Origin of the sequence: Neisseria sp. P0009.S008, assembly GCF_051958615.1 — a bacterium.
Lineage (GTDB): Bacteria > Pseudomonadota > Gammaproteobacteria > Burkholderiales > Neisseriaceae > Neisseria > Neisseria subflava.
Genome location: NZ_JBQCVG010000005.1, coordinates 80,101 through 105,352, shown reverse-complemented (window position 1 = coordinate 105,352; position 25,252 = coordinate 80,101). Strand labels below are relative to the sequence as shown.

Here is a 25,252-nt window from a genome sequence, read left to right as displayed (position 1 = left end):
GTGTTTTCCGTTCATAAAGCAGATAGACCGTCTGAAAAAAACTCTCTCTTTTCAGACGGCCTATTGCTGGTTATAATGAATTTTACGAATCATTATTATTTCTATTTAAATATAGGAGAAACGCATGAGCACCCGTACCGAACACGACACCATGGGCAATGTCGAAGTCCCGTCCGAAGCCTATTGGGGCGCGCAGACCCAGCGCAGCCGCAACAATTTCAAAATCGGCGGCGAAACCCTGCCGCGGCCTTTGATTTATGCTTTGGCGCTGGTGAAAAAAGCCGCAGCCGCCACCAATGTTTCCCTCGGCAGGATTAAGCCCGAACAGGCGGATTTGATTACGCAGGCGGCGGACGACGTGTTGAACGGCAAGCTCGACGGGCAGTTCCCCTTAGTGGTTTGGCAGACCGGCTCCGGCACGCAGTCCAATATGAACATGAACGAAGTGCTGGCAAACCGCGCCAACGAAATCGCCGGTACGGGTTTGGCGGCGTATCAGCCCGTCCATCCCAACGACCATGTGAACCACGCGCAATCGACCAACGACGCGTTCCCGACCGCCATCCACGTCGCCGCCGCGATTGAAATCAACCGCCACCTTATTCCGGCGGTAAAAGCCTTGCGCGATACATTGGACAAAAAAGCCCAAGCCTTCGCCCCCATCGTCAAAATCGGCCGCACCCATTTGCAGGACGCGACGCCGCTGACTTTGGGACAAGAATTTTCCGGCTACGTTTCCCAGCTCGACCACAGCTTAGGCCGTCTGAACGACGCACTCAAAGGTTTATACGAACTCGCTTTGGGCGGCACGGCGGTCGGTACGGGCTTGAACAGCCATCCCGAATACGCCGAAAAAGCCGCCGCCAAACTCGCCGAATTGTCCGGTCTACCGTTTGTCAGCGCGCCGAACAAATTTGAAGCCTTGGGCGGACGCGATGCCGCCGTTGCCGCTTCGGGCGCATTGAAAACGCTGGCGGCAAGCCTGAACAAAATCGCCAACGACATCCGCTGGTTGGCAAGCGGCCCGCGCTGCGGTTTGGGCGAAATCAAAATCCCCGAAAACGAGCCGGGTTCGTCTATCATGCCGGGCAAAGTCAACCCGACTCAATGCGAAGCGATGACCATGGTGTGCTGCCAAGTGTTCGGCAACGACGTCACCATCGGCATGGCAGGCGCGTCGGGCAATTTCGAGCTGAACGTCTATATGCCCGTTATCGCCTACAACCTCTTGCAATCCATCCGCCTGTTGGGCGATGCGTGCAACAGCTTCAACGAAAACTGCGCCATCGGCATCGAACCCGTACCGGAAAAAATCGATTATTTCCTGCACCATTCACTGATGTTAGTTACTGCGTTAAACCGCAAAATCGGCTACGAAAACGCCGCGAAGGTCGCCAAAACCGCCTACAAAAACGACAAATCGTTGCGCGAAACCGCCATCGAATTGGGCTTGTTGACAGGCGAAGAGTTTGACGAATTGGTCGTTCCTGCCGATATGGTTCATCCGCGTTAAGCTTTAATAATGAAACATGCCGTCTGAAAATGTGTTCAGACGGCATGTTTTTATGCTGCGCTTGTTTTTTGTTCGAATAGGGCAAAAATCATTGGCAGCAGATTGGCGACCATTAAAAACATTATTGAGTTCAGAAATGTACGCCAGGCGTAATGCCACGTCTCCGTTCTGTCTGCTTGAGGTAGGAGCGATGCGGTATAGCGGTTGTGTAGGGTTTTTGCGGTGTCATTGTTTTCCAAATAGTCCAACGAAAGTACCAATAATTTACCCGTGTCTTTGTGTTGTAAGAATTTGGCATGTTCAACCCAGATGCCTGGCTTGGCGTGTTCGCATAAAGATTCAATGCCGACGCAAGAGGCCAAGCTGTTTTGGTTGTTTTGCAAAATCGACAGCTCGTTTTTTTCAGCCTGCATGACTGCGGAGGAGGTTTGATGAAGGTATGCGCTCATGCCGTTGCTCTCTATTGCTTGAAAATCATGGAGCTGGCTGAATCCGCCATTTTCCCAGGCGACGAATACGGCATAGCATCCGCAGCATAGGCAGATCATGACCAATTTTAAGACAATGTTTTTCATCCTTGCTCCTTTTGTTTGAAGACGGCGGCAAAGTCAGGAGGCGTGTTTTCTCGTTTGAAGGTAAGTTTAGGTTTTAGCTGTTTTTATTGTGAGGTTGAGTGTAACATGGGTAATCAAAAGGCCGTCTGAAAATTTTCAGACGGCCTTTTATTATGTGTTTAGATGGGTTTAAGCCAACAATTCACGCCAGCGTTTGACTTGGAAACGGACTTGTTCAGGCGCAGTACCGCCCAAGTGGTTGCGCGCGTTTAAGCTGCCTTCGGGTGTCAGCACGCTGTAAACATCGTTGGCAATCAAACCGCTGAAACCTTGTAGGACTTCAAGCGGCAATTCGCTCAAATCAACGCCTGTTTCATCGGCATGGCGCACGGCTTGGGCAACGACTTCGTGGCTGTCGCGGAAAGGCATGCCTTTTTTCACCAAGTAATCCGCCAAGTCGGTAGCCGTTGCAAAACCCTGCATTACGGCGGCGCGCATATTGTCGGGTTTGACGGTCACGCCGCGCATCATATCGGCGTAAATGCGCAGGGTGTCGATAAGTGTGTCGGCAGTGTCAAACAAAGGCTCTTTGTCTTCCTGATTGTCTTTGTTGTATGCCAAAGGTTGCGATTTCATCAGGGTAATCAAGCCGATAAGGTGTCCGATGACTCTGCCTGACTTACCGCGCACGAGTTCGGGAACGTCGGGATTTTTCTTCTGCGGCATGATGGATGAACCTGTGCAGAAACGGTCGGCGATGTCGATAAAGCCGAAACGCGGACTCATCCACAAAATCAATTCTTCAGACAGGCGGCTCAAGTGAACCATAATCAGCGAGGCGGCGGCGGTGAACTCGACGGCAAAATCGCGGTCGGATACGGCATCGAGCGAGTTTTGGCAGATTTGTTCGAAACCCAACAATTCGGCGGTGATTTCACGCTGAATCGGGTAGGTGGTACCGGCAAGAGCTGCGGCGCCGAGCGGCATACGGTTGACGCGTTTGCGGCAGTCGGCCATGCGCTCGAAATCGCGGCCGAGCATTTCAACATAGGCGAGCATGTGATGCCCGAAGCTGACCGGCTGGGCAACTTGCAGGTGGGTAAAACCGGGCATAACGGTTTCGGCATTTTGTTCCGCCAAATCGACTAAGGCCGTCTGAAGGCTTCGAATCAGGTCTTGAATAACGGTAATCTGATCACGCAGCCACAGGCGGATGTCGGTGGCGACTTGGTCGTTGCGGCTGCGGCCGGTATGCAGGCGCTTGCCCGCATCGCCGATTTTGTCGGTGAGACGGCGTTCGATGTTCATGTGGACATCTTCCAAATCCAGCGACCAGGAAATCGTTCCTTCTTTGATTTCTGCTATAATCTCGGCCATGCCCTGATGGATGACGGAGAGGTCGTCTTCGCTCAAAACGCCCGACTGTGTCAGCATTTGCGCGTGTGCTAGCGAGCCTTGGATGTCCCATTCTGCCAGTCGTTTGTCAAAATCAATCGAGCCGGTATATTTTTTGACCAGCTCGGAAACAGGTTCGTTAAAACGGCCTGACCAGGTTTTGTCCTTGCTCATATCAGCATCCTTAAAATATAAATAAAAAAACAGGGTCTACGTCTTCAATATAGCAGACCCGTCTATACATTATGAAAGAAAACGGTTGAAATCATGTCTATTATACGTCAAATAAACCAGAATTTCGCAGTGCCGGATTTGCGCAATTCCGCAACTTTGGTGCGCCTACTCATTGTTTTGTTAATCAGTTTGTTTATCTTTCCGCTGATGACGGTATCGGGCGTGCCTTATCCGGAACAGATTTTCCAACATTTTTCATGGGCTTGCCCCGTCATCCTTTTAATTTTACTTAAAGTCTATTTCTTACAGGCATTTGCGCCGTCCCTGCTTCGCTCGCAGTACAGCGTTGTGGTTTCCTACGTCTCCAACCTGCTGATTTTCTTGTTTGTCGATTTAGTAATTTTGAAGACAGATATTTGGTCGTTGATTCAGCACTTCTTCTTGCTGACCTTTTTTTGTTTCAGTTTCATGTACATCGAAGCGGCCCGCCGCAACAGCCTTGCGCCTTCTATTTCCGAAGCTAGATTGAGTGCGTTGACGGCGCGTATCCGTCCGCATTTCTTGTTTAACAGCCTGAATGCCGCGATCAGCTTAATCCGTCTGCGTCCGTATGATGCGGAAACTTTGCTGGAGAATCTAGCCAACCTGTTCCGCGCACAACTGCGCGACGGTAGTCAAAACAGCACCTTGGGGCAGGAAATCGAGTGGGCGCAGGAATATATTGCCATCGAGCAAATCCGCATGGGACATATGCGTGTACAGGTTATGTGGCAGCACCATGCACCCGACGATGCGGAAACGCCGCATCTGCTGCTGCAACCGCTTTTGGAAAATGCTGTATTCCATGGTGTCGAATCCAGCCACCGCCCAGGGATAATTACAGTATTAACAAAATTGGAAAAATCATCTATTTTCATCAGTATCGAAAATCCGTGTGGAAAAGAACCTAATGAAAATACCAAGCCGCATAAAGGCAATTCTATGGCCTTACGCAATCTGAAAGAGCGTCTGACTTTGATGTATGACACCGACGCGAAAATCAGAAACATCCAATCAGACGGCCTGTTCCGCGTTGAAATCATATTGCCGTACCGTAAAAAATCAGCCGAAGTTTCCCGTCTGTTTGGCTAAACCGCATAGAAGAGGGTGGCTTTAGATAGGTTAGACTATTAACACATTAAATAAAATAGTTTAAATTTATTACATTCAGTAACATAACTGTTCCCATTTTTTGAAAACTGGTCTATGATGCTTAAAAGGATTGTTTACAATCCTTAATTGCAAATCATTTGCAATTGCCCAGAAGAAAAAACAGAAAAAGGAACAAAGAGATGTTAGAAGCCTATCGTAAAGCCGCCGCCGAGCGCGCCGCCCTTGGTATTCCCCCCCTTCCTCTGACTGCTCAGCAGACTGCTGATTTGGTTGAGCTGCTGAAAAATCCACCTGCCGGTGAAGGTGAGTTCTTGGTTGAGCTGTTGGCTCACCGCGTACCACCCGGTGTGGACGATGCCGCCAAAGTCAAAGCCTCATTTTTGGCAGCCGTTGCCGAAGGCAGCGTATCCAGTCCGCTGATTTCCCCTGAGTATGCTACCGAGCTGTTGGGTACCATGCTTGGCGGTTACAACATTCATGCACTCATCGAACTCTTGGACAACGACAAACTTGCGCCTATCGCTGCAAATGGTCTGAAACACACTCTGCTGATGTTTGACTCTTTCCACGATGTTCAAGAAAAAGCCGAAAAAGGCAACAAATACGCGCAGGAAGTTTTGCAATCTTGGGCGGACGCCGAATGGTTCACCTCGCGCGCCAAAGTTCCCGAAAAAATCACTGTTACCGTCTTCAAAGTCGACGGCGAAACCAATACAGACGACCTCTCTCCTGCACCTGATGCATGGAGCCGTCCTGATATTCCTCTGCACGCGCTGGCGATGTTGAAAAACCCGCGCGACGGCATTAATCCCGACAAACCGGGCGAAGTCGGTCCGATTAAACTGTTGGAAGAACTCAAAGCCAAAGGTTATCCCGTTGCCTACGTCGGCGACGTGGTCGGTACCGGTTCTTCACGCAAATCCGCAACCAACTCCGTGATTTGGCATACCGGCGAAGACATCCCGTTCGTACCGAACAAACGCTTCGGCGGCGTATGCTTAGGCGGCAAAATCGCGCCGATTTTCTTCAATACTCAAGAAGACTCCGGCGCGCTGCCGATTGAAGTCGATGTTTCCGCGCTGAAAATGGGCGATGTCGTCGATATTCTGCCTTATGAAGGCAAAATCGTGAAAAACGGCGAAACCGTTGCCGAGTTCAGCCTGAAATCTCAAGTATTGCTGGACGAAGTGCAAGCCGGTGGCCGTATCAACCTGATTATCGGCCGCGGTCTGACTGCCAAAGCACGTGAAGCATTGAAACTGCCTGCTTCTACCGAATTCCGTCTGCCTCAAGCGCCTGCTGAAAGCAAAGCTGGTTTCACATTGGCTCAAAAAATGGTTGGCCGTGCTTGTGGTCTGCCGGAAGGCAAAGGCGTGCGTCCGGGTACTTACTGCGAACCGCGCATGACGACTGTCGGCTCGCAAGACACTACCGGCCCGATGACCCGCGACGAGTTGAAAGATTTGGCTTGTTTGGGCTTCTCCGCCGATATGGTGATGCAATCTTTCTGTCACACCGCGGCTTATCCAAAACCTGTCGATGTCAGAACCCATAAAGAATTGCCTGCCTTCATCTCTACTCGTGGCGGTGTATCCCTGCGTCCGGGTGACGGCGTGATTCACTCATGGCTCAACCGTCTGCTGCTGCCTGATACAGTCGGTACCGGCGGCGACAGCCACACCCGTTTCCCTATCGGTATTTCTTTCCCTGCCGGCTCCGGCTTGGTTGCTTTCGCAGCAGCCACCGGCGTAATGCCGCTCGATATGCCTGAGTCCGTATTGGTACGCTTTAGTGGCAAACTGCAACCAGGTGTAACCCTGCGCGATTTGGTGAACGCCATTCCGCTTTACGCAATTAAACAAGGTTTGCTCACCGTTGCCAAAGCCGGTAAGAAAAACATCTTCTCCGGCCGCATCCTCGAAATCGAAGGTCTGCCTGATTTGAAAGTGGAACAAGCCTTTGAATTGACTGACGCGTCTGCCGAACGTTCTGCTGCAGGCTGTACCGTGAAGCTCAACAAAGAGCCGATTATCGAGTACATGAAATCCAATATTGTGTTGATGAAAAACATGATTGCCGACGGCTATCAAGATTCGCGCACTTTGGAACGCCGTATCAAAGCCATGGAAGCATGGTTGGCAAATCCTGAATTGCTCGAAGCGGATAAAGATGCCGAATACGCAGCCGTGATTGAAATCAACATGGATGACATTAAAGAGCCGATTATTGCTTGTCCGAATGACCCTGACGACGTGTGCTTCATGTCTGAACGCTCCGGCACCAAAATTGACGAAGTGTTCATCGGTTCTTGTATGACCAACATCGGCCACTTCCGCGCCGCTTCCAAACTCTTGGAAGGTAAAACCGATATCCCGGTACGTCTGTGGATGGCTCCTCCAACCAAAATGGATGCGAAAGAGTTGTCTGATGAAGGTCACTACGGTGTACTCGGCCGTGCAGGCGCGCGTATGGAAATGCCGGGTTGTTCATTGTGTATGGGTAACCAAGCCCAAGTACACGAAGGCGCGACTGTGATGTCCACTTCTACCCGTAACTTCCCGAACCGCTTGGGTAAAAACACCTTTGTTTACCTCGGCTCGGCTGAGTTGGCGGCAATCTGTTCCAAACTGGGTAAAATCCCGACCGTTGAAGAATACCAAGCCAACATCGGTATCATCAACGAACAGGGCGACCAAATCTACCGTTACATGAACTTCAACGAAATCGACAGCTACAACGAAGTAGCCGAGAAAGTGAATGTTTAATATAGCAAGGTAAACCGATTTTCAGACGGCCTTAAGTAACAAAGGCCGTCTGAAACGGAAAAATAAAGGACGTGTTCATCACGTCCTTTTTATTTTTAGTTTAATAAAAGGCCGTCTGAAAGATAAGTTTCAGACGGCCTTTGCTTAGGATAAATAATCAAAAAACCGATTAATCAGTGTTGTTTACTTTACGCCAAAACTAGGTTGGAGCAGGGCGCAAGGCTGGCGCTCGTGACGGCTGCGGCGTGTTCTGCCGGCAATTTTACCGCAGACAATACTCGGATCGTTTTTCTCTTCTGCTTTTTTCGAGTTTTTGTCTGATTTATTCGCGTATTCGTTGCGTTTGTTTCTATCATCGCGGCGAGAGCGGCTGTCGTTGTGCTGAACCGGTTGCGCTTCGGTTTCATCTTGATTGTCATTACCCCACCAATGCGGTTCAAAGCCTTCGATGCGTTCCACATTCAAATCGCTGCCGATCAGCTCTTTAATGGATTCAAACATTTTCTGTTCGGTTTTATCCATTAAGGAAATAGCAACGCCGTCGGCACCGGCCCGGCCGGTACGTCCGATGCGGTGGACGTAGTCTTCAGGTTGGGTTGGCAGCTCGTAGTTGATGACGAAAGGTAACTCGGCAATATCCAGGCCGCGCGCGGCAATGTCGGTGGCAACCAAAACGCGTAATGTACCTTCTTTAAAGGCGTTGAGGGTTTCCAGTCGGCTTTGTTGGGATTTGTCGCCGTGGATGGATTGCGCGGCAATGTTGCGGCGGACGAGGTCGCGGGTAACTTGATCGACGCTTTGTTTGGTTTTGCAGAATACAATGACTTGATTCATATGCAAATCAACAATCAGACGTTCGAGCAGGTTGCGTTTTTTGAGTGCATCAACGGCAATGATGTGTTGCTCGACATTGGCGTTGGTGGTGTTTTGCGCAGCCACTTCAACCATTTCGGGCGTGTGCATAAAATCTTGCGCAAGCTTGCGGATAGGTGGTGAGAAAGTGGCGGAGAAAAGCAGGGTTTGTCGCTGTTTGGGCAACATCTGCATGATTTTACGGATATCGTCGATGAAACCCATATCAAGCATACGGTCGGCTTCGTCGAGTACAACGATTTCAACTTTGTTTAAATTGATGTTTTTTTGTTTGACGTGGTCGAGCAGTCGGCCAACCGTAGCGACAACGATTTCGCAACCGGCGCGCAAGTCGGCAGTTTGTTTGTCCATATTGACGCCGCCGAAGAGGACGGTATGGCGCAAAGGAAGATTTTTAATGTATGCCTGCACGTTTTGATCGATTTGATCGGCCAGCTCGCGGGTTGGGGTCAATACCAACATACGGACAGGGTGCATGGCAGGGGAGGTACTGGATGTGGCGTAGCGTTTCAGACGTTCGAGGCTGGGCAGCATAAAGGCGGCGGTTTTACCTGTGCCGGTTTGTGCTGCGGCCAAAAGGTCGTGTCCTGCCAAGGCTTTAGGAATCGCTGCGGCTTGGATGGGCGTCGGGTTTTCATAACCCTGATCGGTCAGGGCAGAGACTAATTCGCTGCCTAAACCGAGTGAAGAGAAAGGATTCATGATGGTGGCTTTCTGTTCAGACGGCCTTTTGAATGATAGGCCGTCTGAAAAATCTGATTCTGAAATGGACAAACCGCAGTATGATCTTGATTCTGCGGTTTGAAAAAAAATGGGGGGCGGAATAATCCGTCAAGTAGTCCATTATGCCATAAAAAGAGGGACTCCCCAAATGATGGTTGCGGCTAGGATTGACCAAGTTTTGATATTTTCACAGTTCAAAAACAGAAAAATTTACTGGCCTGCAAGGTTTTGAGTTTATTGGGAATTAAGCATTTGTCTTAACGTCAATAGAATTAATTTATCAAAAACTTACAAGCTGAAATGAAACTAAATTGTACTCACGTACTCAATATTGAGGTGCAGGGCTTGTTTTGTAGCCCGTATCTCCCGTTTAACGGTAAACCATAAAATCAAAATTTAGGAATATACAATTATGAAAACTTTATTAATCGCTCTTGCAACCGGTAGCCTGATGTTGGCAGCTTGTTCTTCTTCTAAAACTGAAGAGGCGGCAGCGCCACGCATCACTGTTGAAGAAGCAATGACTCAATGTCAACAAGCATCTGGTGAAAATGCTGATCGCGCTGTATTTGATGCCTGCATGAAAGGTAAAGGCTATCAACGTACGGCTGAATCAGCTGCCTCCGAGCCTGCTGCATCTGAGCCTGTAGCTGCTCCTGAAATTACTGCTCCTGAAGCTGCAGCTTCTGAGCCTGCCGACAAAGCTGCTCCTGCTAAAAAAGCTGCTAAGAAAGCAAAAAAATAAGCTTCATAAAATTCAAGGAAGTCACTCTTATCAATACTCCAGATGAAGACAGACTTAGAGCAACTTGAAAACAAAGGCCGTCTGAGTATATTTCAGACGGCCTTTGTTTTTTATGTATATGACCATTATTCAAAGATATGCTTTTGGTTTTATTAAAAAATAAAAAAGACGTGTAACGGGTACACGTCTTTTTTGGAGAATGATCCTTATTGCTTATATTCGCTGCCGTCTTCGCGGAAAAGTTTTGGCTGTTCGCCTTTTTCCACGACCTCTTTATTGATGACGACTTTTGCTACGTCTTTCAAATCTGGTAGGGTGTACATGGTGTCCAAGAGGCAACGTTCGACGATAGAGCGCAGGCCGCGCGCACCAGTTTTGCGTTCCATCGCCAGTTTGGCGATGCTGCGCAAGGCGTCTTCTTCAAACTCAAGACCGACATCTTCCATTGCAAACAAGGTTTGATATTGTTTGACCAAGGCATTTTTCGGTTCGGTCAAAATGTTGACCAAAGCATCTTCGTCCAATTCTGCCAATGTGGCAATCACGGGCAGACGGCCGATAAGCTCGGGAATCAAGCCGAATTTAATTAAGTCTTCAGGCTCGACTGTTTCAAACAGGGCTGAAATATCGGCGTTTTCATCTTTGCTGTGCACCGCCGCACCAAAGCCGATACCACCTTTTTCAGTACGTTGGCGGATGACTTTTTCCAAGCCGGCAAATGCACCGCCGCAGATAAAGAGGATGTTGGTGGTATCAACGTTGATGAATTCTTGGTTCGGATGTTTGCGGCCGCCTTGCGGAGGAACGCTCGCTACCGTGCCTTCAATCAGTTTCAGCAAGGCTTGTTGCACGCCTTCGCCGGATACGTCGCGCGTGATGGACGGATTGTCGCTTTTGCGTGAAATTTTATCGATTTCATCGATATAAACGATGCCGCGCTGGGCTTTTTCAACGTCAAAATCACATTTGCCCAAAAGTTTGGTGATGATTTGTTCGACGTCTTCACCTACATAACCCGCTTCGGTCAAAGTTGTGGCATCCGCCATGACAAAAGGTACATCCAGTTTGCGCGCCAAAGATTGTGCCAACAGGGTTTTACCTGAACCGGTAGGGCCGATGAGCAGGATATTGGATTTGGACAACTCGACTTTGCCTTCCGCTTTCGGGTGGCGCAGGCGTTTGTAGTGGTTGTAAACCGATACTGCCAACGCTTTTTTTGCGTGTTCCTGACCGATAACGTGATCGTTGAGGTTGGCAACGATTTCAGCCGGGGTAGGCAGTTTTTTTTCGGCGTTTTCTTCTTTCGCTTTGGCAAGCTCGTTTTCAATCTCGCCTGATTCGTTGTCTTGCAGCATCATGCCGCAAGTTTCTACACATTCGTTGCAGATGAAGGCGTGTTCGCCTTCAATCAGGTTTTTAACGTCGTTTTCGGACTTCCCGCAGAATGAACAGGTGCGTTTTTCTTCAGACATAATAATTTCTTCGTATGGTTGTATGGAGGCTGTGTTGTAAAGGGGGAACAGATCTTTCGGGCGTATTGCCGGATTGAGGGAATGCCTCTGACAAAGGAGCCTAAGTATAATGACTATCTTGTGTTTTTTCAAATCAGAGCAGGCATTGCGCCGTATCGTCTAAGAAACAGATGAGGGCGCTGGATTTGAATATCTCGCAAACAAACGCAAAGTTTTCTCAACTCGCTTTACAATTAGTGAAAAATTTAACAGAATTTTGAATTAAATGTATTTTTTTGAATTGGCAGATATGAAATTCTATAAAACTTTAGGAATGGTATGGACAGGTGTGGCATTGGCCTTTGCTTCTGCACCTGCCGTTGCCGATGATATGGATGTATTGGGACAATTTTTGGAGCAAAATTTCCCAGTGCAAAATGACCCGATGGAAGCTTTTGCGTTGAGTCATGCCGACCAAGTCGAAGCTCAAGCCGCTTTGGCAGGTCCTCTGCTTTCTTCGCAATCTGCTTTGATTTTCAATAATAAAACCGGTGAAGTGCTGTATCAGAAAAATCCTGATCGTGTTATGCCGATTGCCTCTATTTCCAAATTGATGAGCGCGATGGTGGTGTTGGATGCGCATCTGGATATGAACGAGCCTATCACGATTACCGAGGCTGAAATCGACCGTTTGAAAGGTACAGGCAGCCGTTTGAGCATCGGCACGACACTGACACGCGGCGAATTGTTGCACCTGAGCCTGATGAGCAGTGAAAACCGTGCTACCCATGCGTTGGGCCGTACCTATCCGGGCGGTATGAGCGCGTTTGTTGCGGCAATGAATGCCAAAGCGCAAAGCCTGGGCATGACCAGCAGCCGTTTCTATGAGCCTACCGGTTTGAATTTCCAAAACGTTTCCACTGCGCGCGATTTGAACCGCATGGTTGCGGCAGCCAGCAAATATCCGCTGATCCGCAAAAATTCTACTTCAAATTATGGCTCGGTTTGGACGGCAAATGGTCGTCAAAACTACAAAAACTCCAATGCCTTGGTGCGTGAAGGTAGCTGGAATATTGAATTGCAGAAAACCGGCTATATCCGCGAGGCAGGACGTTCTATGGTGGTTAAGGCCAATGTACAGAATCAGCCGATTACCATCGTATTGCTCAACTCTCCGTCTTCCACAACACGTGTGAACGATGCGCGTAAGATTGAGTCTTGGATGTTGCAGCGCCGCTCTTAAATATTGCGCTTAAAGGCCGTCTGAAACCGTTCAGACGGCCTTTTGTGTAAAGTGTATTAAATTTGGGTACAATGTCGTTACATTAATTTTAAAACACAGAGAGAAAACATGTTGAAAAAATGGAATAAAAAATATTGGGCCGGCATGGGCGTGATTTTGGCGTTGACCGGCTGTACTTCTGTAGCAGATATGGTTGGCTACGATACCGCGACTTTAAATGAAGACGCGGCTAAAAGTTACTCGCAAGTCATTCAAAAAGCGCGTGGTCAAAAAGCTTTGGATGTTTCATCTCCAACCGCTCAACGCGTTCAACGCGTGTTTGCACGTCTGCGTCCTCATGCTGAGCGCGCCAACAAAACCGGCGTGCCTTTCAACTGGCAGATGAACGTTATCCGCAGTGATGAAATGAACGCATGGGCAATGCCGGGCGGTAAAATGGCCGTGTACACCGGCATAGTAGAAAAATTGAAGCTGACTGATGATGAAATTGCCGCCGTTGTCGGCCATGAAATGACCCATGCTTTGTTGGAACACAGTAAAAAAGCTTTGGGCGGACAAGTATTGACCGGCTTGGGCGGTTCGATTTTGGCCAGCTCAACCGGTGTGGATGGTGATTTGGTCGGCTTGGGTGCAGATTTGTTGGCGACCAAACCGTTCTCACGTTATCAGGAAAGCGAAGCGGATGCCGGCGGTGTGCGTTTGATGGCTGAAGCAGGCTACAACCCTGAGGCAGCGGTAAGCGTGTGGGAAAAAATGAACAAAGTACAGGGCGGCAGCTCATTGGCTATTTTGTCGACTCACCCAACCAATCAGGCGCGTATCAATGCAATCCGCAAAATGTTGCCTGAAGTAATGCCGATTTATCAGAAAAACAAACGTTAATTTGACGTATTGATGATTTTGCCGGTTTGATCAGATGATTCAAACCGGCAAAGTTTTATGGTTTCAGCCTGACAGTTTGGCAAATTTATCCCAATTTGCCTGAACGTAGGCTGCTGCGGTTTCCAAGTCTTCGTCGGCAACATCATAATAATCGCCGTCAAGCTCTTCAAAATCGGGAAACGCTTTGCGGATTTCATCGAAATCTCTTTGCTCATCTGCCATTTTTTCAATGGCTTCGCCGTGTTTTTCGTACAGGGCTTTGGCTTTGTCTAAGATTTTCGGTATCGGCTTGATGCGCCAGCGGCGCAGGCTGTCGGCAACTGGATTGCCGAAGATGTATTCTCCGTATCCTGAAGCGATAAGCTGTACGAAGCCGCCTTCTTGAACTTGGCTGTCGAGGTAGCAAAGGGCGGTCAATGTATGCTGTTCGTCGTTGAGGCTGGACATTTCCTCGTCGCCTGCCTGTTCGGTGTGTTCCAAATAGGCTGCGCTGAGTGTATAAAGAAATGAAGCGGAATCGGAAGTATCGAAATCTTGAAGGCGGAGCAGGGTGGTCATAATCATCAAAGGCCGTCTGAAAAAAGTGATTATATAATGTTTTCAGTCTGAACCTGGCGGCCGTTTTGCTTTACAATATCGGAAGATAAGAAAACATAGTGAGGAACCAAACCATGAGTACACAGTCTGAAAAAAACGTTGTAGTCATCAAGCCGCAGGATTTGCCGCTACATTGCTCCGGCCCTAATCATGAAACATGGAACGGCCATCCGCGTGTGTTCTTGCCGATTCAGTCCAACAGTGAGATTGAATGCCCGTATTGCGGCACTTATTACCGTCTTGATGGCGAGATTCCGCATCACCATTACTGATCTATGCCTATGTTGAACAAAATTATCTGCGCTTTGTGCGTGAGTTTGTGCGCTGCGTGCGGCTCGTATAAGGCCGTGCGTCCTGACGCGCCGTTACCGGTCATTGCACAAGCGCAGACGTATTCTGTCCGTTATCAATCCGCACAAGGTCGGACGATTACTGCAATTTATATCAACAGCCACAGCCCGATGATGGTTGAGCTGCGTGAAGGCAATACGGTTGAAAAACTGGTGCAAGTCCGCTTGCGGAGTCAGGGCGTCGAGTACGCCAATCCGAGCTCGCGTTGGCAAATTGGCGATGGGTTTGCCGTACTGATTCGCGGCGGGAAAGAAGTTGTATTTAAAGAGATTGTGGAATAGGGCGGTTTAGCCTTTAGCCAAATATTTGATTAAAGGTTTGGGCAAACCATAATCCGCCAAATGTTCCAATGATACCCAAAGGCCGTCTGAAAGATGTTCAGACGGCCTTTGTTGCGTCTGAAAAGGGGTAATCATCAATAAACGGTGGGTCAGGCTGTGGGTAAACGTAGTTTGTTCTTCAAGGCCGTCTGAAACAATGCCGAAGTGTTCGGCGTAAGTATACAAATCGTCTAATTTTTCAAAACAGGGTACGCAATACAGACCGCCCCAAATGCCTTTGGCAGGGCGTTTTTCAAGCAATAATGCTCCGTCAGTGTGATGAATAATCAGCCAATAAAGCGGTAGGGTTTGCACTTCAGGAGCAGTTTTTTTGCGGGGTAGCTCGTCAATGCGGTTTTGTTTTTTTGCTTCGCAGATCTCTGCCATAGGGCATTGATGACACAAAGGTTTTGTCCGTTTGCACACGGTTGCGCCCAAGTCCATCAAACCTTGCGTGTAGGCGGGCATATCGGCGTTTTCAGACGGCAGCAGGCTTTCGGCAAGCGTCCAGAGCGAGTTTTCAAATTTTTTGTCCTGCGGATTTCCGTCTTGGGCAAAGACACGGCAGAGAACGCGTTTGACGTTGCCGTCCAAGATGGTTTCGCGTCGGTTGAAAGCAAAGGCAGAAATGGCGGCGGCGGTGCTTCTGCCTACGCCGCAGAGCGTTTCCAAGTCTTTGCGCTCGGATGGAAAGATACCGCCGAATTGTCCGACGACTTGTTGCGCTGCTTTGTGCAGGTTGCGTGCGCGGCTGTAATAGCCCAAGCCTGCCCACAAGGATAAAACCTCGTCTTGCGGCGCGGCGGCAAGCGATTGCACGGTCGGGAATGTGGCTAAGAAACGCGGATAGTAGTCCAATACGGTGGCTACTTGCGTTTGTTGGAGCATGATTTCTGAAAGCCAGACGGAATAAGGGTCTTTGACCTGCCAAGGCAGGTTGTGGCGGCCGTGTTGGCGCTGCCAATCGATGAGTCGTCGAGCGAAGGATGTGGGTGTGTTCATTAATATTTACTTTTTAATTATTTATTTTTAAAACAATATGTTATAATATAATATATGAAATAATAATCAGAATTGACTTATCTGATGTAGGGGTATATAAATATAGTTAACGTGGATTTACGCGGTATTGTTAAAATTTATTAACCCCTCAAGGAGATTCACATGAAAGCAATGGTTTATCATGGCGCAAACGACATCCGTTTCGAAGAAAAACCTCGCCCTCAAATTATCGATCCGACCGATGCAGTCGTCAAAATCGTTAAGACCACGATTTGCGGTACTGACTTGGGTATTTGGAAGGGTAAAAACCCTGAAGTTGCCGATGGTCGTATTCTCGGTCATGAGGGCATCGGTATTGTAGAAGAAGTCGGCGATGCTGTAAAAAACATCAAAGTCGGTGATAAAGTCATTATTTCATGTGTCAGCAAATGCTGTACTTGCGACAACTGTAAAATCCAACTTTATTCACACTGCCGCAACGGCGGTTGGATCTTGGGCTATATGATTGACGGTACTCAGGCCGAATACGTCCGTACGCCTTATGCCGACAACAGCTTGGTTCCACTGCCTGACAACGTCAATGAAGAAGTTGCCCTGCTGTTGAGCGATGCCTTGCCGACCGCCCATGAAATCGGCGTGCAATATGGTGATGTGAAACCTGGCGATACCGTATTCATCGCCGGTGCCGGCCCTGTCGGTATGTCTGCCTTGCTGACTGCGCAGCTGTATAGCCCTGCCGCCATCATTGTTTGCGATATGGACGAAAACCGCTTGAAACTGGCGAAAGAATTGGGCGCAACCCATACCATCAACCCCGCTTCCAGCGATGTGAGCAAGCAAGTTGCCGATATCGTCGGCGAAGACGGCGTAGATTGCGCCATCGAAGCGGTCGGTATCCCTGCAACTTGGAATATGTGCCAAGACATCGTGAAACCCGGCGGCCATATTGCTGTGGTTGGTGTACATGGTCAATCCGTTGATTTCAAACTGGAAAAACTGTGGATTAAAAACCTTGCCATCACTACCGGCCTGGTTAACGCCAATACCACCGAAATGCTGATGAAAGCCATTTCCAGCAGCTCAGTGGATTACACCAAAATGATGACCCACCATTTCAAATTCAGCGAATTGGAAAAAGCTTACGATGTATTCAAGCATGCTGCTGAAAACCAAGCCATGAAAGTGGTTTTGGAGGCGGATTGATTTGAAAATCGTTTAATATGCCGTTAATTAAAGGCCGTCTGAACATTCAGACGACCTTTTTGTATGGTTTTATTTTTTCTTCAACCAAACGCCGCTTTCGATATGGTGGGTAAATGGGAATTGGTCGAACAGGGCGGCGCGTTCGATGGTATGGGTTTGACAGAGCGTATCGAGGTTGGTGCGTAGGGTCTCAGGGTTGCAGGAAATATAGAGGACGTTGTCGAATCGGGCAACCAATTTGAGCGTCTCATCATCAACACCGGCGCGTGGAGGATCGACAAAAATAGTTGAAAAATCATAGTTTTTCAAGTCGATGCCTTGTTCTTGCAGGCGGCGGAATTCGCGGTTTTGCGTGTAGGCCTCGGTAAATTCTTCAGCAGACAGGCGGGCGACTTTGAGATTGGTAATTTGGTTGGCTTCAATATTCCATTGGGCGGCGTTGACGGAAGTTTTGGAGACTTCGGTTGCCAATACTTGAGTGAAATGTTGCGAAAGTGGCAGGGTGAAATTGCCGTTGCCGCAGTACAGCTCAAGTAGGTCTTTGCCTAAGTTTTGCGCAGCATCACACGCCCACGTCAGCATTTTTTGGCACACTTGGGCATTGGGTTGGGTAAAGCTGCCCTCAATTTGACGATAGCGGAAGGTTTTTCCGTTGACTTCTAATGCTTCGGTCACAAAATCTTGGCTCAATACGATTTTTTGTCCGCGGCTGCGGCCAATGATGTGGATGCCCAAATTGTGCGCCAACTCTTGCGCGGCTTGTTGCCATGCTTCGTTCAGTTTCTTGTGGTAAATCATGGTAACCAGCATTTCGCCGCTTAAAGTGGACAAAAATTCGACGGCGTACCAGCGGTTTTTCAGCTCGGGATGATTGGATGTGGCTTCAATCAATTTCGGCATCAAGGCATTGATGGATTCGGATGCGGCAGGAAATTGGTCGCAACGGATCAGGCTTGCCCCGCTTGCCTTTTGCCCGCGCTCAAACATGGCGTAAAACATTTCACCGCCCTCATGCCAGATACGGAACTCGGCACGCATTCTGTAATGCTGTTCCGGAGATTCAAAGACTTCGATTTCAGGGAAATCCAGTCCTTGGAAAAGTTGCTGAAGATATTGCTTTTTGTCGGCTAGTTGTTGCTGGTAGGCAGTCATTGGGGCAGTCTTTCGGAAAATAATGGCGAATTATAATATAGTTGGCGCAAAGATACGAAAGGCCGTCTGAAACATCAGTTTCAGACGGCCTTTGATTTCAAAGCATCAGCTTGTCAATCAGCCTTGCATTTGTTTGGCTTGAACGGCAGTCAGGGCGATGGTGAAGACGATGTCTTCAATCAATGCGCCGCGGGACAAGTCGTTAACCGGTTTACGCAAACCTTGCAACAACGGACCTACGCTCAGGACGTTGGCACTGCGTTGTACGGCTTTGTAAGTACAGTTGCCGGTATTGAGGTCTGGGAAAACCAAAACGGTTGCTTGACCGGCAACAGCGCTGCCCGGAGCTTTGGATTGGCCGATAGATGGAACGGTAGCCGCATCGTATTGCAACGGACCTTCGATGGCCAAATCAGGGCGTTTTTCGTTCGCCAGTTTGGTTGCTTCGATCACCGCATCGACATCAGGGCCGCTGCCTGAGTTGATGGTAGAGTAGGAAATCATGGCTACTTTTGGATCGATACCGAAGGCTTTGGCGCTGTCGGCAGATTGGATGGCGATGTCGGCCAGTTGTTCCGGAGTTGGGTTTGGGTTAACCGCGCAGTCGGCAAATGCTAATACTTGGTTAGGCAGTAACATGAAGAATACGCTGGATACAAGGCTTGCGCCCGGAGCGGTTTTAATCAGTTGCAGGGCAGGGCGGATAGTGTTGGCAGTAGTGTGGACTGCACCGGAAACCAAACCGTCTACGTCGTTTTGAGCCATCATCATGGTGCCGAGTACGACGGTATCTTGCAGCTGTTTGCGTGCGTCTTCAGGAGTCAGGCCTTTGGATTTGCGCAATTCGCACATCGGCCCAACGTATTGCTCAACCAAAGAAGCAGGATCAATGATTTCCAAAGAATCAGGCAGGGAGATGCCGCGTTCTTTAGCTACGGCCTCAACTTCTTCGCGGGTCGCCAACAGTACGCAACGGGCGATGCCTTTTTCGTGGCAGATGGCGGCAGCGGCGACGGTGCGCGGTTCTGCGCCTTCAGGCAGAACGATGCGCATATCGGCTTTGCGGGCAAAATCGATCAGGTTGTAACGGAATTGGGCTGGAGACAGGCGTTTGGCTTCGCGTTTGGCCAAAGCGGATACGTCTTGCAGTTTGTCGCTGGAGCCGAAGAAAGTCAGGCCGGTTTGTTCGGCAACTTGTGCGCCCAAAGCAGCGGCTGCGCCGTCAATGATAAAGCCTTCCAATAAGCCTGGAGAGTTGGTATAGAGCTGTTTGGCAAGATTCAATTGTTGAGTGACGGCAGCGGCATCAGTGTTGTCGGATTTCAGCGCCAATACAACGCCTGCATCCAAAGACAGCGCCAATTCAACGTTTTTGCCTGCCAAGAACAATTTGTCCGCATCAGGAGTGATGCCTTCGATAACGAGATTGTCTGCATTTAATGCTGCAACTTTACCGACAAGTGCGTCAAACCAATCGTCACTTTTGCCTTGAGCCAATAGGGTTTCAGCAGCAGGGTCAACGGCTTGGAAAACTTGCGCATTTAATGCTGCTGCAAATGCTTTTGCCGCTGCATCGGCGCTCAGACCGGCAGATACCGGTGCGATCAGGATTTTTGCCATTTTGTGTCCTCTCATTCGGTGATTGTAGAAGGGTGTTGCTGTGGCGCAGCTGGTGCTGCATTTATCACTTCGGGATAACATATACACGGCCATATTAACATATGTCATCAGGCCGTCTGAAAAGTATAAACGCAATGGACCAAATCCATCAATCCCCCATTGCTGCCAAAAGCTCGGCTTGATGCTCGGCAATCAGGGCATTGGTGATTTCTTCTAAATCGCCGTCCATCACAAAATCCAGTTTGTGCAGGGTAAGGTTGATGCGGTGGTCGGTAACGCGGCCTTGCGGGTAGTTGTAGGTGCGGATGCGTTCGCTGCGGTCGCCGCTGCCGATCAGGGATTTGCGTTCGGCGGCTTCTTTGGCTTGTGCTTCGCGTTTTTGCGCGTCGTTCAGGCGGGCAGCGAGGACTTTCATCGCTTGCGCTTTGTTGGCGTGTTGGCTGCGGCCGTCTTGGCATTCGACCACCATGCCTGTCGGCAAGTGGGTAATACGGACGGCGGAGTCGGTTTTGTTGATGTGCTGACCGCCCGCGCCGGATGCGCGGAAGGTATCGATACGCAGGTCGGCAGGGTTCAGCTCGATGTCTTCGAGTTCGTCCGCTTCGGGCATGACGGCGACGGTGCAGGCGGAGGTGTGGATACGGCCTTGGCTTTCGGTAGCGGGGACGCGCTGCACCCGGTGGCCACCCGATTCGAATTTCAGACGGCTGTACGCGCCCAAACCGACAATGCGGGCGATGACTTCTTTATAGCCGCCCAATTCGCTTTCGTTGGCGGAAACGATTTCAACCTGCCAGCGGTTGCGTTCGGCGTAGCGGCTGTACATACGCAGCAAATCGCCTGCAAACAGCGCGGCTTCGTCGCCGCCGGTACCGGCGCGTACCTCGATAAAGATATTTTTGTCGTCGTCGGCATCTTTTGGCAGCAGCAGTTTTTGCAGTTCGGTATCGAGTTCGTCGATTTTGGCTTTGGCCGCTTCGATTTCTTCGGCGGCAAAGTCTTTCATTTCGGGATCGGACAGCATTTCTTCGGCATCCGCTAAGTCGCTTTGCGCCAGCTGGTAGTTTTGGAAGACTTCGACGACGGGGGTTAATTCGGCGTGTTCGCGTGTGAGTTTGCGGTAGTTGTCCATGTCGGACGTGGCTTCAGGCTGGCCGAGCAGGTGCGTGACTTCTTCCAGTCGGTCGCTGAGTTGTTGTAGTTTTTCTAAGATAGACGGCTTCATAAATTTTCCAAAATACGGATGCCGTCGAGTGGTCTGCAACGGCGAAATAAGGAGTCATTATAATGGGTTTGAATGAAAATTCAAAAAGATATGATGGATTGGAAAGGCCGTCTGAAACCTGTTTTTGAGTTTCAGACGGCCTTTTTCATATGGGCTTATTTAGGCGCAGCCAAGATGCCTGTTTGGTTCAGTAGGAACAAAACGGTAAATCCGGTCAGGTAAATCAAGCCGAGGATGGCGAGGAAGTTCATGCCCATGGTCAGTTTGTGGCGTTTGTCGCCTTTGACGAGGCGGTAGTTCAGCCAAGCGAACACAGGGGCTGAAACGAAGGCGGTAATCATGGCGAATTTGAGTAACTCGGCCATTGCGCTGTTGAACCAGAAAATCACAGCCAAGCCTGAGCCTGCAACCCAGACGTTCCAGGCAAACAATTCGACATTGCCGGTTTTGTCTTTGCCGCGCAGCAGGCGTACCGGTTCGGCAATCGCGCGGGCGTAGCCGTCCACTACGGTAATGGTGGTGCCGTACATGCAGGCGAAGGCGATAAATGCCACCAGAGGACGCGACCAGTCGCCGATGGTCACGGCGTACATATTAATCAGCTGGCCGACATATTTGCCACCGGCCATTTGTACGGCTTCGCCGTTGCCATATTGGACATATGCACCCAAGGCCAAGAAGACGACGGCCAACACTGCGCTGGTGATGTAGCCGACGTTGAAGTCGAAAATGCCGTCGCGGTAGCTGGAAGGGTTGATGCGTTGTTTTTCGGTTACCCACAAAGAGTTGATGGCGGAAATTTCAATCGGCGCAGGCATCCAGCCCATCAGTGCGATTAAGAAACCCAAGCCGGCCAGCGTCCATGGGGTGGGCTCGATAAAGTCAGGTTTCATCTGCATACCGCGAGACATGGCCACGGCTGCCGCGGCGACGGTGGCAATGGTCAGGCTGACGATGATGATTTTGGAAACGTTGTCCAACGCTTTATAGCGGCCGCTTGCCAGAATCAGCAGGCAGGAAGCCATGATCAGGGCGGACACTATACCGGTATCGAGCGTTAGGGATGGGATTGCCATTTTGACGATGGCGGCGGTGACGATGGCGACCGCGCCGGCATTAATCGTTGCCGATGCAATACACAAAATCAAAAATACCCACAAATAAACGCGGCTTTTTTCGGCATAGCCTTCAATCAGGCTTTTGCCCGTGTCCAGCGTGTAATGTGCGCTGAAACGGAAAAATGGGTATTTGAACAGGTTGGTTAAAATAATGATTAGCGCAAGCTGCCAGCCATAAAGCGCACCTGCCTGCGTGGAGGCAATCAGGTGCGAGCCGCCGACCGCTGCCGAAGCCATCATGATGCCAGGGCCGAGGGCATTAATTTTGCTCTGCCAGGTAGAGGAGTGTGTATGTTGTTCTGCCATAAGTATTTTCCGCCTGTTTCAGACGGCCTTATTATCAAAAAAAAGCATATTTTAACGTAAATAAAAAGTTTGCCCAATAATATGCGTAATACTTTTTATCAATCAAGGGGAAAATACGGTTTGAAAAAGCTGAAATAGGGGAATTAGCGATATTTTGTGCCAAAAACATTTTTTCAGACGGCCTTGTATCGCTTTTTATTCATGAATATAGGGTAGGGGAGGCAGAGTGTGTCGGTTTGGAAACGAAATGGCAGGGCAAGGCTTTTTGATGCTTTGAGGAGGGCATATTAAGGGGAAGTATGGAGCAGGGAATCCACGTTTTGCTCGGTGATTTCAGCCAGTTGTGTCAGCGGTATGCCGCGCAATTCGGCGGCAATTTCGGCGATACGTCGGATGTTGGCTGGTGTATTGGTTTCATGGCCGAGCATGAAAGGGCTGTCGGTTTCGAGAACGAAATCTGTGTCGTTTAAAGCTTGTAAGGCGGCACGGACTTTTTTTGCATTGGGATTGAGTAGCAGCGAGCCTATGCCGATTTTGAAGCCGAGTTTCACCAAAATCCGCGCTTCTTCTACGCTGCCGGAGAAGGCGTGAACGATACCGCCTTGTGTGAAACCGGCGGTTTTAACGGCGGCGGCAATGGCGGCGGTAGCTTTCAGATTATGGATGATGACGCGGCGGTTGAGGTTTTGGGCGAGGATGAGTTGGCGGATAAAGACGTCGGTCTGCGTGTCGCGTTGTGCTTGGGTTTGCTCTTTGCCATAAAAATCCAAGCCGATTTCGCCAACCCATGCTTGCGGATGCCGGATTAATTCGGACTCTAACTCTTGGAATGCCGCTTCGTTGAGGCCGTCTGAAAACCAAGGATGAATGCCCAAAGCGATATGGATGTTTTCAGACGGCCTTTCCAACTGTGCAACTGCCTGCCAATCATTTGGTGATGTAGCCGGTACGATAAAACGCGCTACGCCAACGGCTTGCGCTTCGGCAAGCACGGTAGGCAGCGTGTCGGCAAGTTTGGGATCAGCAAGATGACAGTGGGTGTCGGTGAAAGTCATATTAAATGGCGGTTTACAGCAGATTTAATTGTCGCAATTCTTGTTGCACCTTATCCGCATTCCAGTCATGCGATACGGCAAGGGTCATCAGCGCAGTGGCGGTTTCGAGGTTGCATTTGCCGCCGTTGATGATACCTGCCTGACGCAAAGCATCGCCTTGGGCATAGACTGCGGCGGCGCAACCTTGCGGCACTTGGCTGATGTTGAGCAGTAACTTGCCTTGTTGCGTAAAGGCTTGGACGGCTCGGACAAACGCATCGTCGCTCGGCGCATTGCCGTGGCCGTAGCTTTGCAGAATCAGGGCTTGGGTGGAAAGATGGGGCAGGCCGTCTGAAAGTTCTTGCGCGGCATAACCGGGAATCAGCGTGCGGACGGAAACTTTTGCTTCGGGGGATGGAAGACGCGGTTTGAGGCCGTCTGAATGTTGGGTCGGGGCGGTACGGATATTGTGCCAACCTTTGTTTTTCTCCCATTCGGCAAGCGCGCCAAAATGCAGGTTGTCAAAACCTGCGGCGGTTTCGGTGCTGACCTTGCTGCTGCCGACGGCTGGGAAGAGCTTGCCGTCAAAGGCAATCGCCACTTGTTTGAGTTTGAGCGAGAAGGCGGAAACGGAGATGGCAAGGTTGCGCGGCGCATCGCTGTTGGCGGCATCGTAAGGCCATTGCGAGCCGGTCAGGATAATAGGTTTGTCCAAACCTTGCAGCGAAAGGGCGAAGAGGTTGGCTGTGTACGCCATGGTATCCGTGCCGTGCAGCACCAAAATGCCGTCATAGTCAGGCAGTTTGGCGATAATAAGCTCCAACCAGTCGCGTTGGTTTTGCAGCGTTACTGCGGAAGAATCGATGAGCGGCTGGCAAACGTGCCATTCGAAATCAAGGCCGTCTGAAAAGGGGGCAAGGGCTTTATCGACGAGGGCGGTGTCGGGACGCAGGCCGGCGCTGCTTTGGGTCATGCCGATGGTGCCGCCGGTGTAGAGGACGAAGATTTTTTGTTTCATGGTGTTTCTGATGAATGATTGAGGCCGTCTGAAAGCGGGGAAGTGTTTCAGACGGCCTGGAATGGTTTATTGATTGGTTTGTTTTTTGGCTTTTGCAGCGCGTTTTTCGTGTAATTTTTCACGGAAGAAGGTATGGCGGCGGTGTTTTCTCCACCAAATCCAGCCGACAATGACGGCACCGATGCCCAGTACCGCAAAGATACCGGATTGCAGGCTGTGCATTTTTTTCATCAGCCAGTCGGTATTGCGTGCGCCGTATTCGCCCAGATAAATCCAAACCGGAACGGAAATCAGCGCGGCCAAGCCGTCCATCAGGATAAAGCGCAGGTAGGAAACCTTGCGGCTGATGCCGGCGGTTACGAAAACGGCGGTACGCAGGCCGGGCAGGAAACGGGCGACGAATAAAACCCAGTTGCCGTATTTGTCGAATTTTTCCTGTACTTGGGCGTAGCGTTTGGGCGTCATCACGCGCGCAATCGGTTTGAATTTAAGGATTTTTTGCCCCCAAATCCGGCCGGCCGCAAACATAAAGCCATCGCCCGCCAATACGCCGAGCATACCGACAAGAAACATAATATGCGAGTTGGTATAACCCAATCCGGAAATCACGCCGCCTGTAACCAGTGTCAAATCTTCAGGAATCGGCACGCCAAAGCCGCAAATAACCAAAACGAAAAACACGGCCGCATAGCCGTATTCAACGAAAAAAGATTCCAAAAAAGCAAACATGGCCGCTGTCCCACGATAGATATTGATTGATAACTGGATTAAGTTGGAATTTTACCAAAGATAAGGCCGTCTGAAAGCAATCACAAGCAGATATTGTTTAAATTTGA

22 protein-coding genes are annotated in these 25,252 nt (G+C 49.8%); 9 read left to right on the top strand and 13 right to left on the bottom strand.

Annotated features, from left to right (window positions below):
* Positions 1-124: 124 nt before the first annotated feature.
* A complete protein-coding gene (fumC, locus tag ACTHSQ_RS05500) occupies positions 125-1,513 on the top strand; it encodes a class II fumarate hydratase (RefSeq protein WP_440371416.1) in 1,389 nt (462 codons plus the stop codon).
* A gap of 50 nt (positions 1,514-1,563) precedes the next feature.
* Here fumC and ACTHSQ_RS05495 read toward each other — a convergent pair whose 3' ends face one another.
* Positions 1,564-2,088, bottom strand: a complete 525-nt coding sequence (locus ACTHSQ_RS05495) for a hypothetical protein (protein WP_440371417.1) — start codon at positions 2,086-2,088, stop codon at positions 1,564-1,566.
* Between the two features lie 168 nt (positions 2,089-2,256).
* Entirely contained in the window at positions 2,257-3,636 is a 1,380-nt protein-coding gene (gene argH / locus ACTHSQ_RS05490) for an argininosuccinate lyase (protein ID WP_440371418.1), read from the bottom strand.
* A 93-nt stretch (positions 3,637-3,729) separates the two neighbouring features.
* On the opposite strand from argH, the gene ACTHSQ_RS05485 reads away from it, so the two are divergent.
* Together ACTHSQ_RS05485 and acnB are read left to right on the top strand one after the other, a co-directional pair.
* A complete protein-coding gene (locus ACTHSQ_RS05485; RefSeq protein ID WP_440363175.1) occupies positions 3,730-4,767 on the top strand; it encodes a sensor histidine kinase in 1,038 nt (345 codons plus the stop codon).
* Between the two features lie 200 nt (positions 4,768-4,967).
* A complete protein-coding gene (gene acnB, locus ACTHSQ_RS05480) occupies positions 4,968-7,553 on the top strand; it encodes a bifunctional aconitate hydratase 2/2-methylisocitrate dehydratase (protein ID WP_003686102.1) in 2,586 nt (861 codons plus the stop codon).
* Between the two features lie 183 nt (positions 7,554-7,736).
* On the opposite strand, the gene ACTHSQ_RS05475 is transcribed toward acnB, so the two are convergent.
* Positions 7,737-9,131 carry a DEAD/DEAH box helicase gene (locus ACTHSQ_RS05475; protein WP_440371456.1) on the bottom strand — a complete coding sequence of 465 codons (1,395 nt, stop codon included), beginning with the start codon at positions 9,129-9,131 and terminating at the stop codon, positions 7,737-7,739.
* A gap of 430 nt (positions 9,132-9,561) precedes the next feature.
* On the opposite strand from ACTHSQ_RS05475, the gene ACTHSQ_RS05470 reads away from it, so the two are divergent.
* Entirely contained in the window at positions 9,562-9,894 is a 333-nt protein-coding gene (locus ACTHSQ_RS05470) for a hypothetical protein (protein ID WP_003685960.1), read from the top strand.
* 206 nt (positions 9,895-10,100) lie between these two features.
* Here the strand turns inward: ACTHSQ_RS05470 and clpX are convergent, their stop codons facing one another.
* A complete protein-coding gene (gene clpX / locus ACTHSQ_RS05465) occupies positions 10,101-11,366 on the bottom strand; it encodes an ATP-dependent Clp protease ATP-binding subunit ClpX (RefSeq protein WP_003686117.1) in 1,266 nt (421 codons plus the stop codon).
* Between the two features lie 313 nt (positions 11,367-11,679).
* On the opposite strand from clpX, the gene ACTHSQ_RS05460 reads away from it, so the two are divergent.
* Both ACTHSQ_RS05460 and ACTHSQ_RS05455 read left to right on the top strand, forming a co-directional pair.
* On the top strand, positions 11,680-12,588 hold the full coding sequence (locus tag ACTHSQ_RS05460) for a serine hydrolase (protein WP_371440889.1): 909 nt from the start codon (positions 11,680-11,682) through the stop codon (positions 12,586-12,588).
* Positions 12,589-12,696: 108 nt separating this feature from the next.
* Positions 12,697-13,470: a M48 family metallopeptidase gene (locus ACTHSQ_RS05455; RefSeq protein WP_003686108.1), complete on the top strand. Its 774-nt coding sequence runs from the start codon at positions 12,697-12,699 to the stop codon at positions 13,468-13,470.
* Positions 13,471-13,533: 63 nt separating this feature from the next.
* On the opposite strand, the gene ACTHSQ_RS05450 is transcribed toward ACTHSQ_RS05455, so the two are convergent.
* Positions 13,534-14,028, bottom strand: a complete 495-nt coding sequence (locus ACTHSQ_RS05450) for a DMP19 family protein (RefSeq protein WP_440371419.1) — start codon at positions 14,026-14,028, stop codon at positions 13,534-13,536.
* A gap of 113 nt (positions 14,029-14,141) precedes the next feature.
* Between ACTHSQ_RS05450 and ACTHSQ_RS05445 the strand changes: the two genes are divergently transcribed.
* Together ACTHSQ_RS05445 and ACTHSQ_RS05440 are read left to right on the top strand one after the other, a co-directional pair.
* Entirely contained in the window at positions 14,142-14,339 is a 198-nt protein-coding gene (locus tag ACTHSQ_RS05445) for a zinc-finger domain-containing protein (RefSeq protein WP_003745781.1), read from the top strand.
* A gap of 3 nt (positions 14,340-14,342) precedes the next feature.
* Entirely contained in the window at positions 14,343-14,699 is a 357-nt protein-coding gene (locus ACTHSQ_RS05440) for a hypothetical protein (protein ID WP_036473192.1), read from the top strand.
* A 6-nt stretch (positions 14,700-14,705) separates the two neighbouring features.
* Here ACTHSQ_RS05440 and mutY read toward each other — a convergent pair whose 3' ends face one another.
* Positions 14,706-15,740: an A/G-specific adenine glycosylase gene (gene mutY / locus ACTHSQ_RS05435; protein WP_440371420.1), complete on the bottom strand. Its 1,035-nt coding sequence runs from the start codon at positions 15,738-15,740 to the stop codon at positions 14,706-14,708.
* 162 nt (positions 15,741-15,902) lie between these two features.
* Between mutY and ACTHSQ_RS05430 the strand changes: the two genes are divergently transcribed.
* The gene (locus ACTHSQ_RS05430; RefSeq protein ID WP_440371421.1) at positions 15,903-16,943 is read left to right on the top strand and encodes a zinc-dependent alcohol dehydrogenase family protein; all 1,041 of its coding nucleotides are present in this window, start codon (positions 15,903-15,905) and stop codon (positions 16,941-16,943) included.
* Between the two features lie 69 nt (positions 16,944-17,012).
* Here the strand turns inward: ACTHSQ_RS05430 and trmA are convergent, their stop codons facing one another.
* The 7 genes from trmA to ACTHSQ_RS05395 all read right to left on the bottom strand — a co-directional run bounded on the left by trmA (position 17,013) and on the right by ACTHSQ_RS05395 (position 25,145).
* On the bottom strand, positions 17,013-18,095 hold the full coding sequence (gene trmA / locus ACTHSQ_RS05425; RefSeq protein WP_440371422.1) for a tRNA (uridine(54)-C5)-methyltransferase TrmA: 1,083 nt from the start codon (positions 18,093-18,095) through the stop codon (positions 17,013-17,015).
* Positions 18,096-18,212: 117 nt separating this feature from the next.
* Positions 18,213-19,715: a phosphate acetyltransferase gene (gene pta / locus ACTHSQ_RS05420; protein ID WP_003686207.1), complete on the bottom strand. Its 1,503-nt coding sequence runs from the start codon at positions 19,713-19,715 to the stop codon at positions 18,213-18,215.
* Positions 19,716-19,863: 148 nt separating this feature from the next.
* Positions 19,864-20,940, bottom strand: a complete 1,077-nt coding sequence (gene prfA / locus ACTHSQ_RS05415) for a peptide chain release factor 1 (RefSeq protein ID WP_250590335.1) — start codon at positions 20,938-20,940, stop codon at positions 19,864-19,866.
* 155 nt (positions 20,941-21,095) lie between these two features.
* The gene (locus tag ACTHSQ_RS05410) at positions 21,096-22,364 is read right to left on the bottom strand and encodes an Nramp family divalent metal transporter (RefSeq protein WP_254321614.1); all 1,269 of its coding nucleotides are present in this window, start codon (positions 22,362-22,364) and stop codon (positions 21,096-21,098) included.
* Positions 22,365-22,651: 287 nt separating this feature from the next.
* A complete protein-coding gene (locus ACTHSQ_RS05405) occupies positions 22,652-23,419 on the bottom strand; it encodes a TatD family hydrolase (protein ID WP_440371423.1) in 768 nt (255 codons plus the stop codon).
* A 13-nt stretch (positions 23,420-23,432) separates the two neighbouring features.
* Positions 23,433-24,416 (bottom strand): asparaginase, encoded by a 984-nt coding sequence (locus tag ACTHSQ_RS05400; RefSeq protein WP_371464646.1) that lies wholly within the window; start codon positions 24,414-24,416, stop codon positions 23,433-23,435.
* Between the two features lie 66 nt (positions 24,417-24,482).
* The gene (locus ACTHSQ_RS05395; RefSeq protein WP_440371424.1) at positions 24,483-25,145 is read right to left on the bottom strand and encodes a DedA family protein; all 663 of its coding nucleotides are present in this window, start codon (positions 25,143-25,145) and stop codon (positions 24,483-24,485) included.
* Positions 25,146-25,252 lie beyond the last annotated feature (107 nt).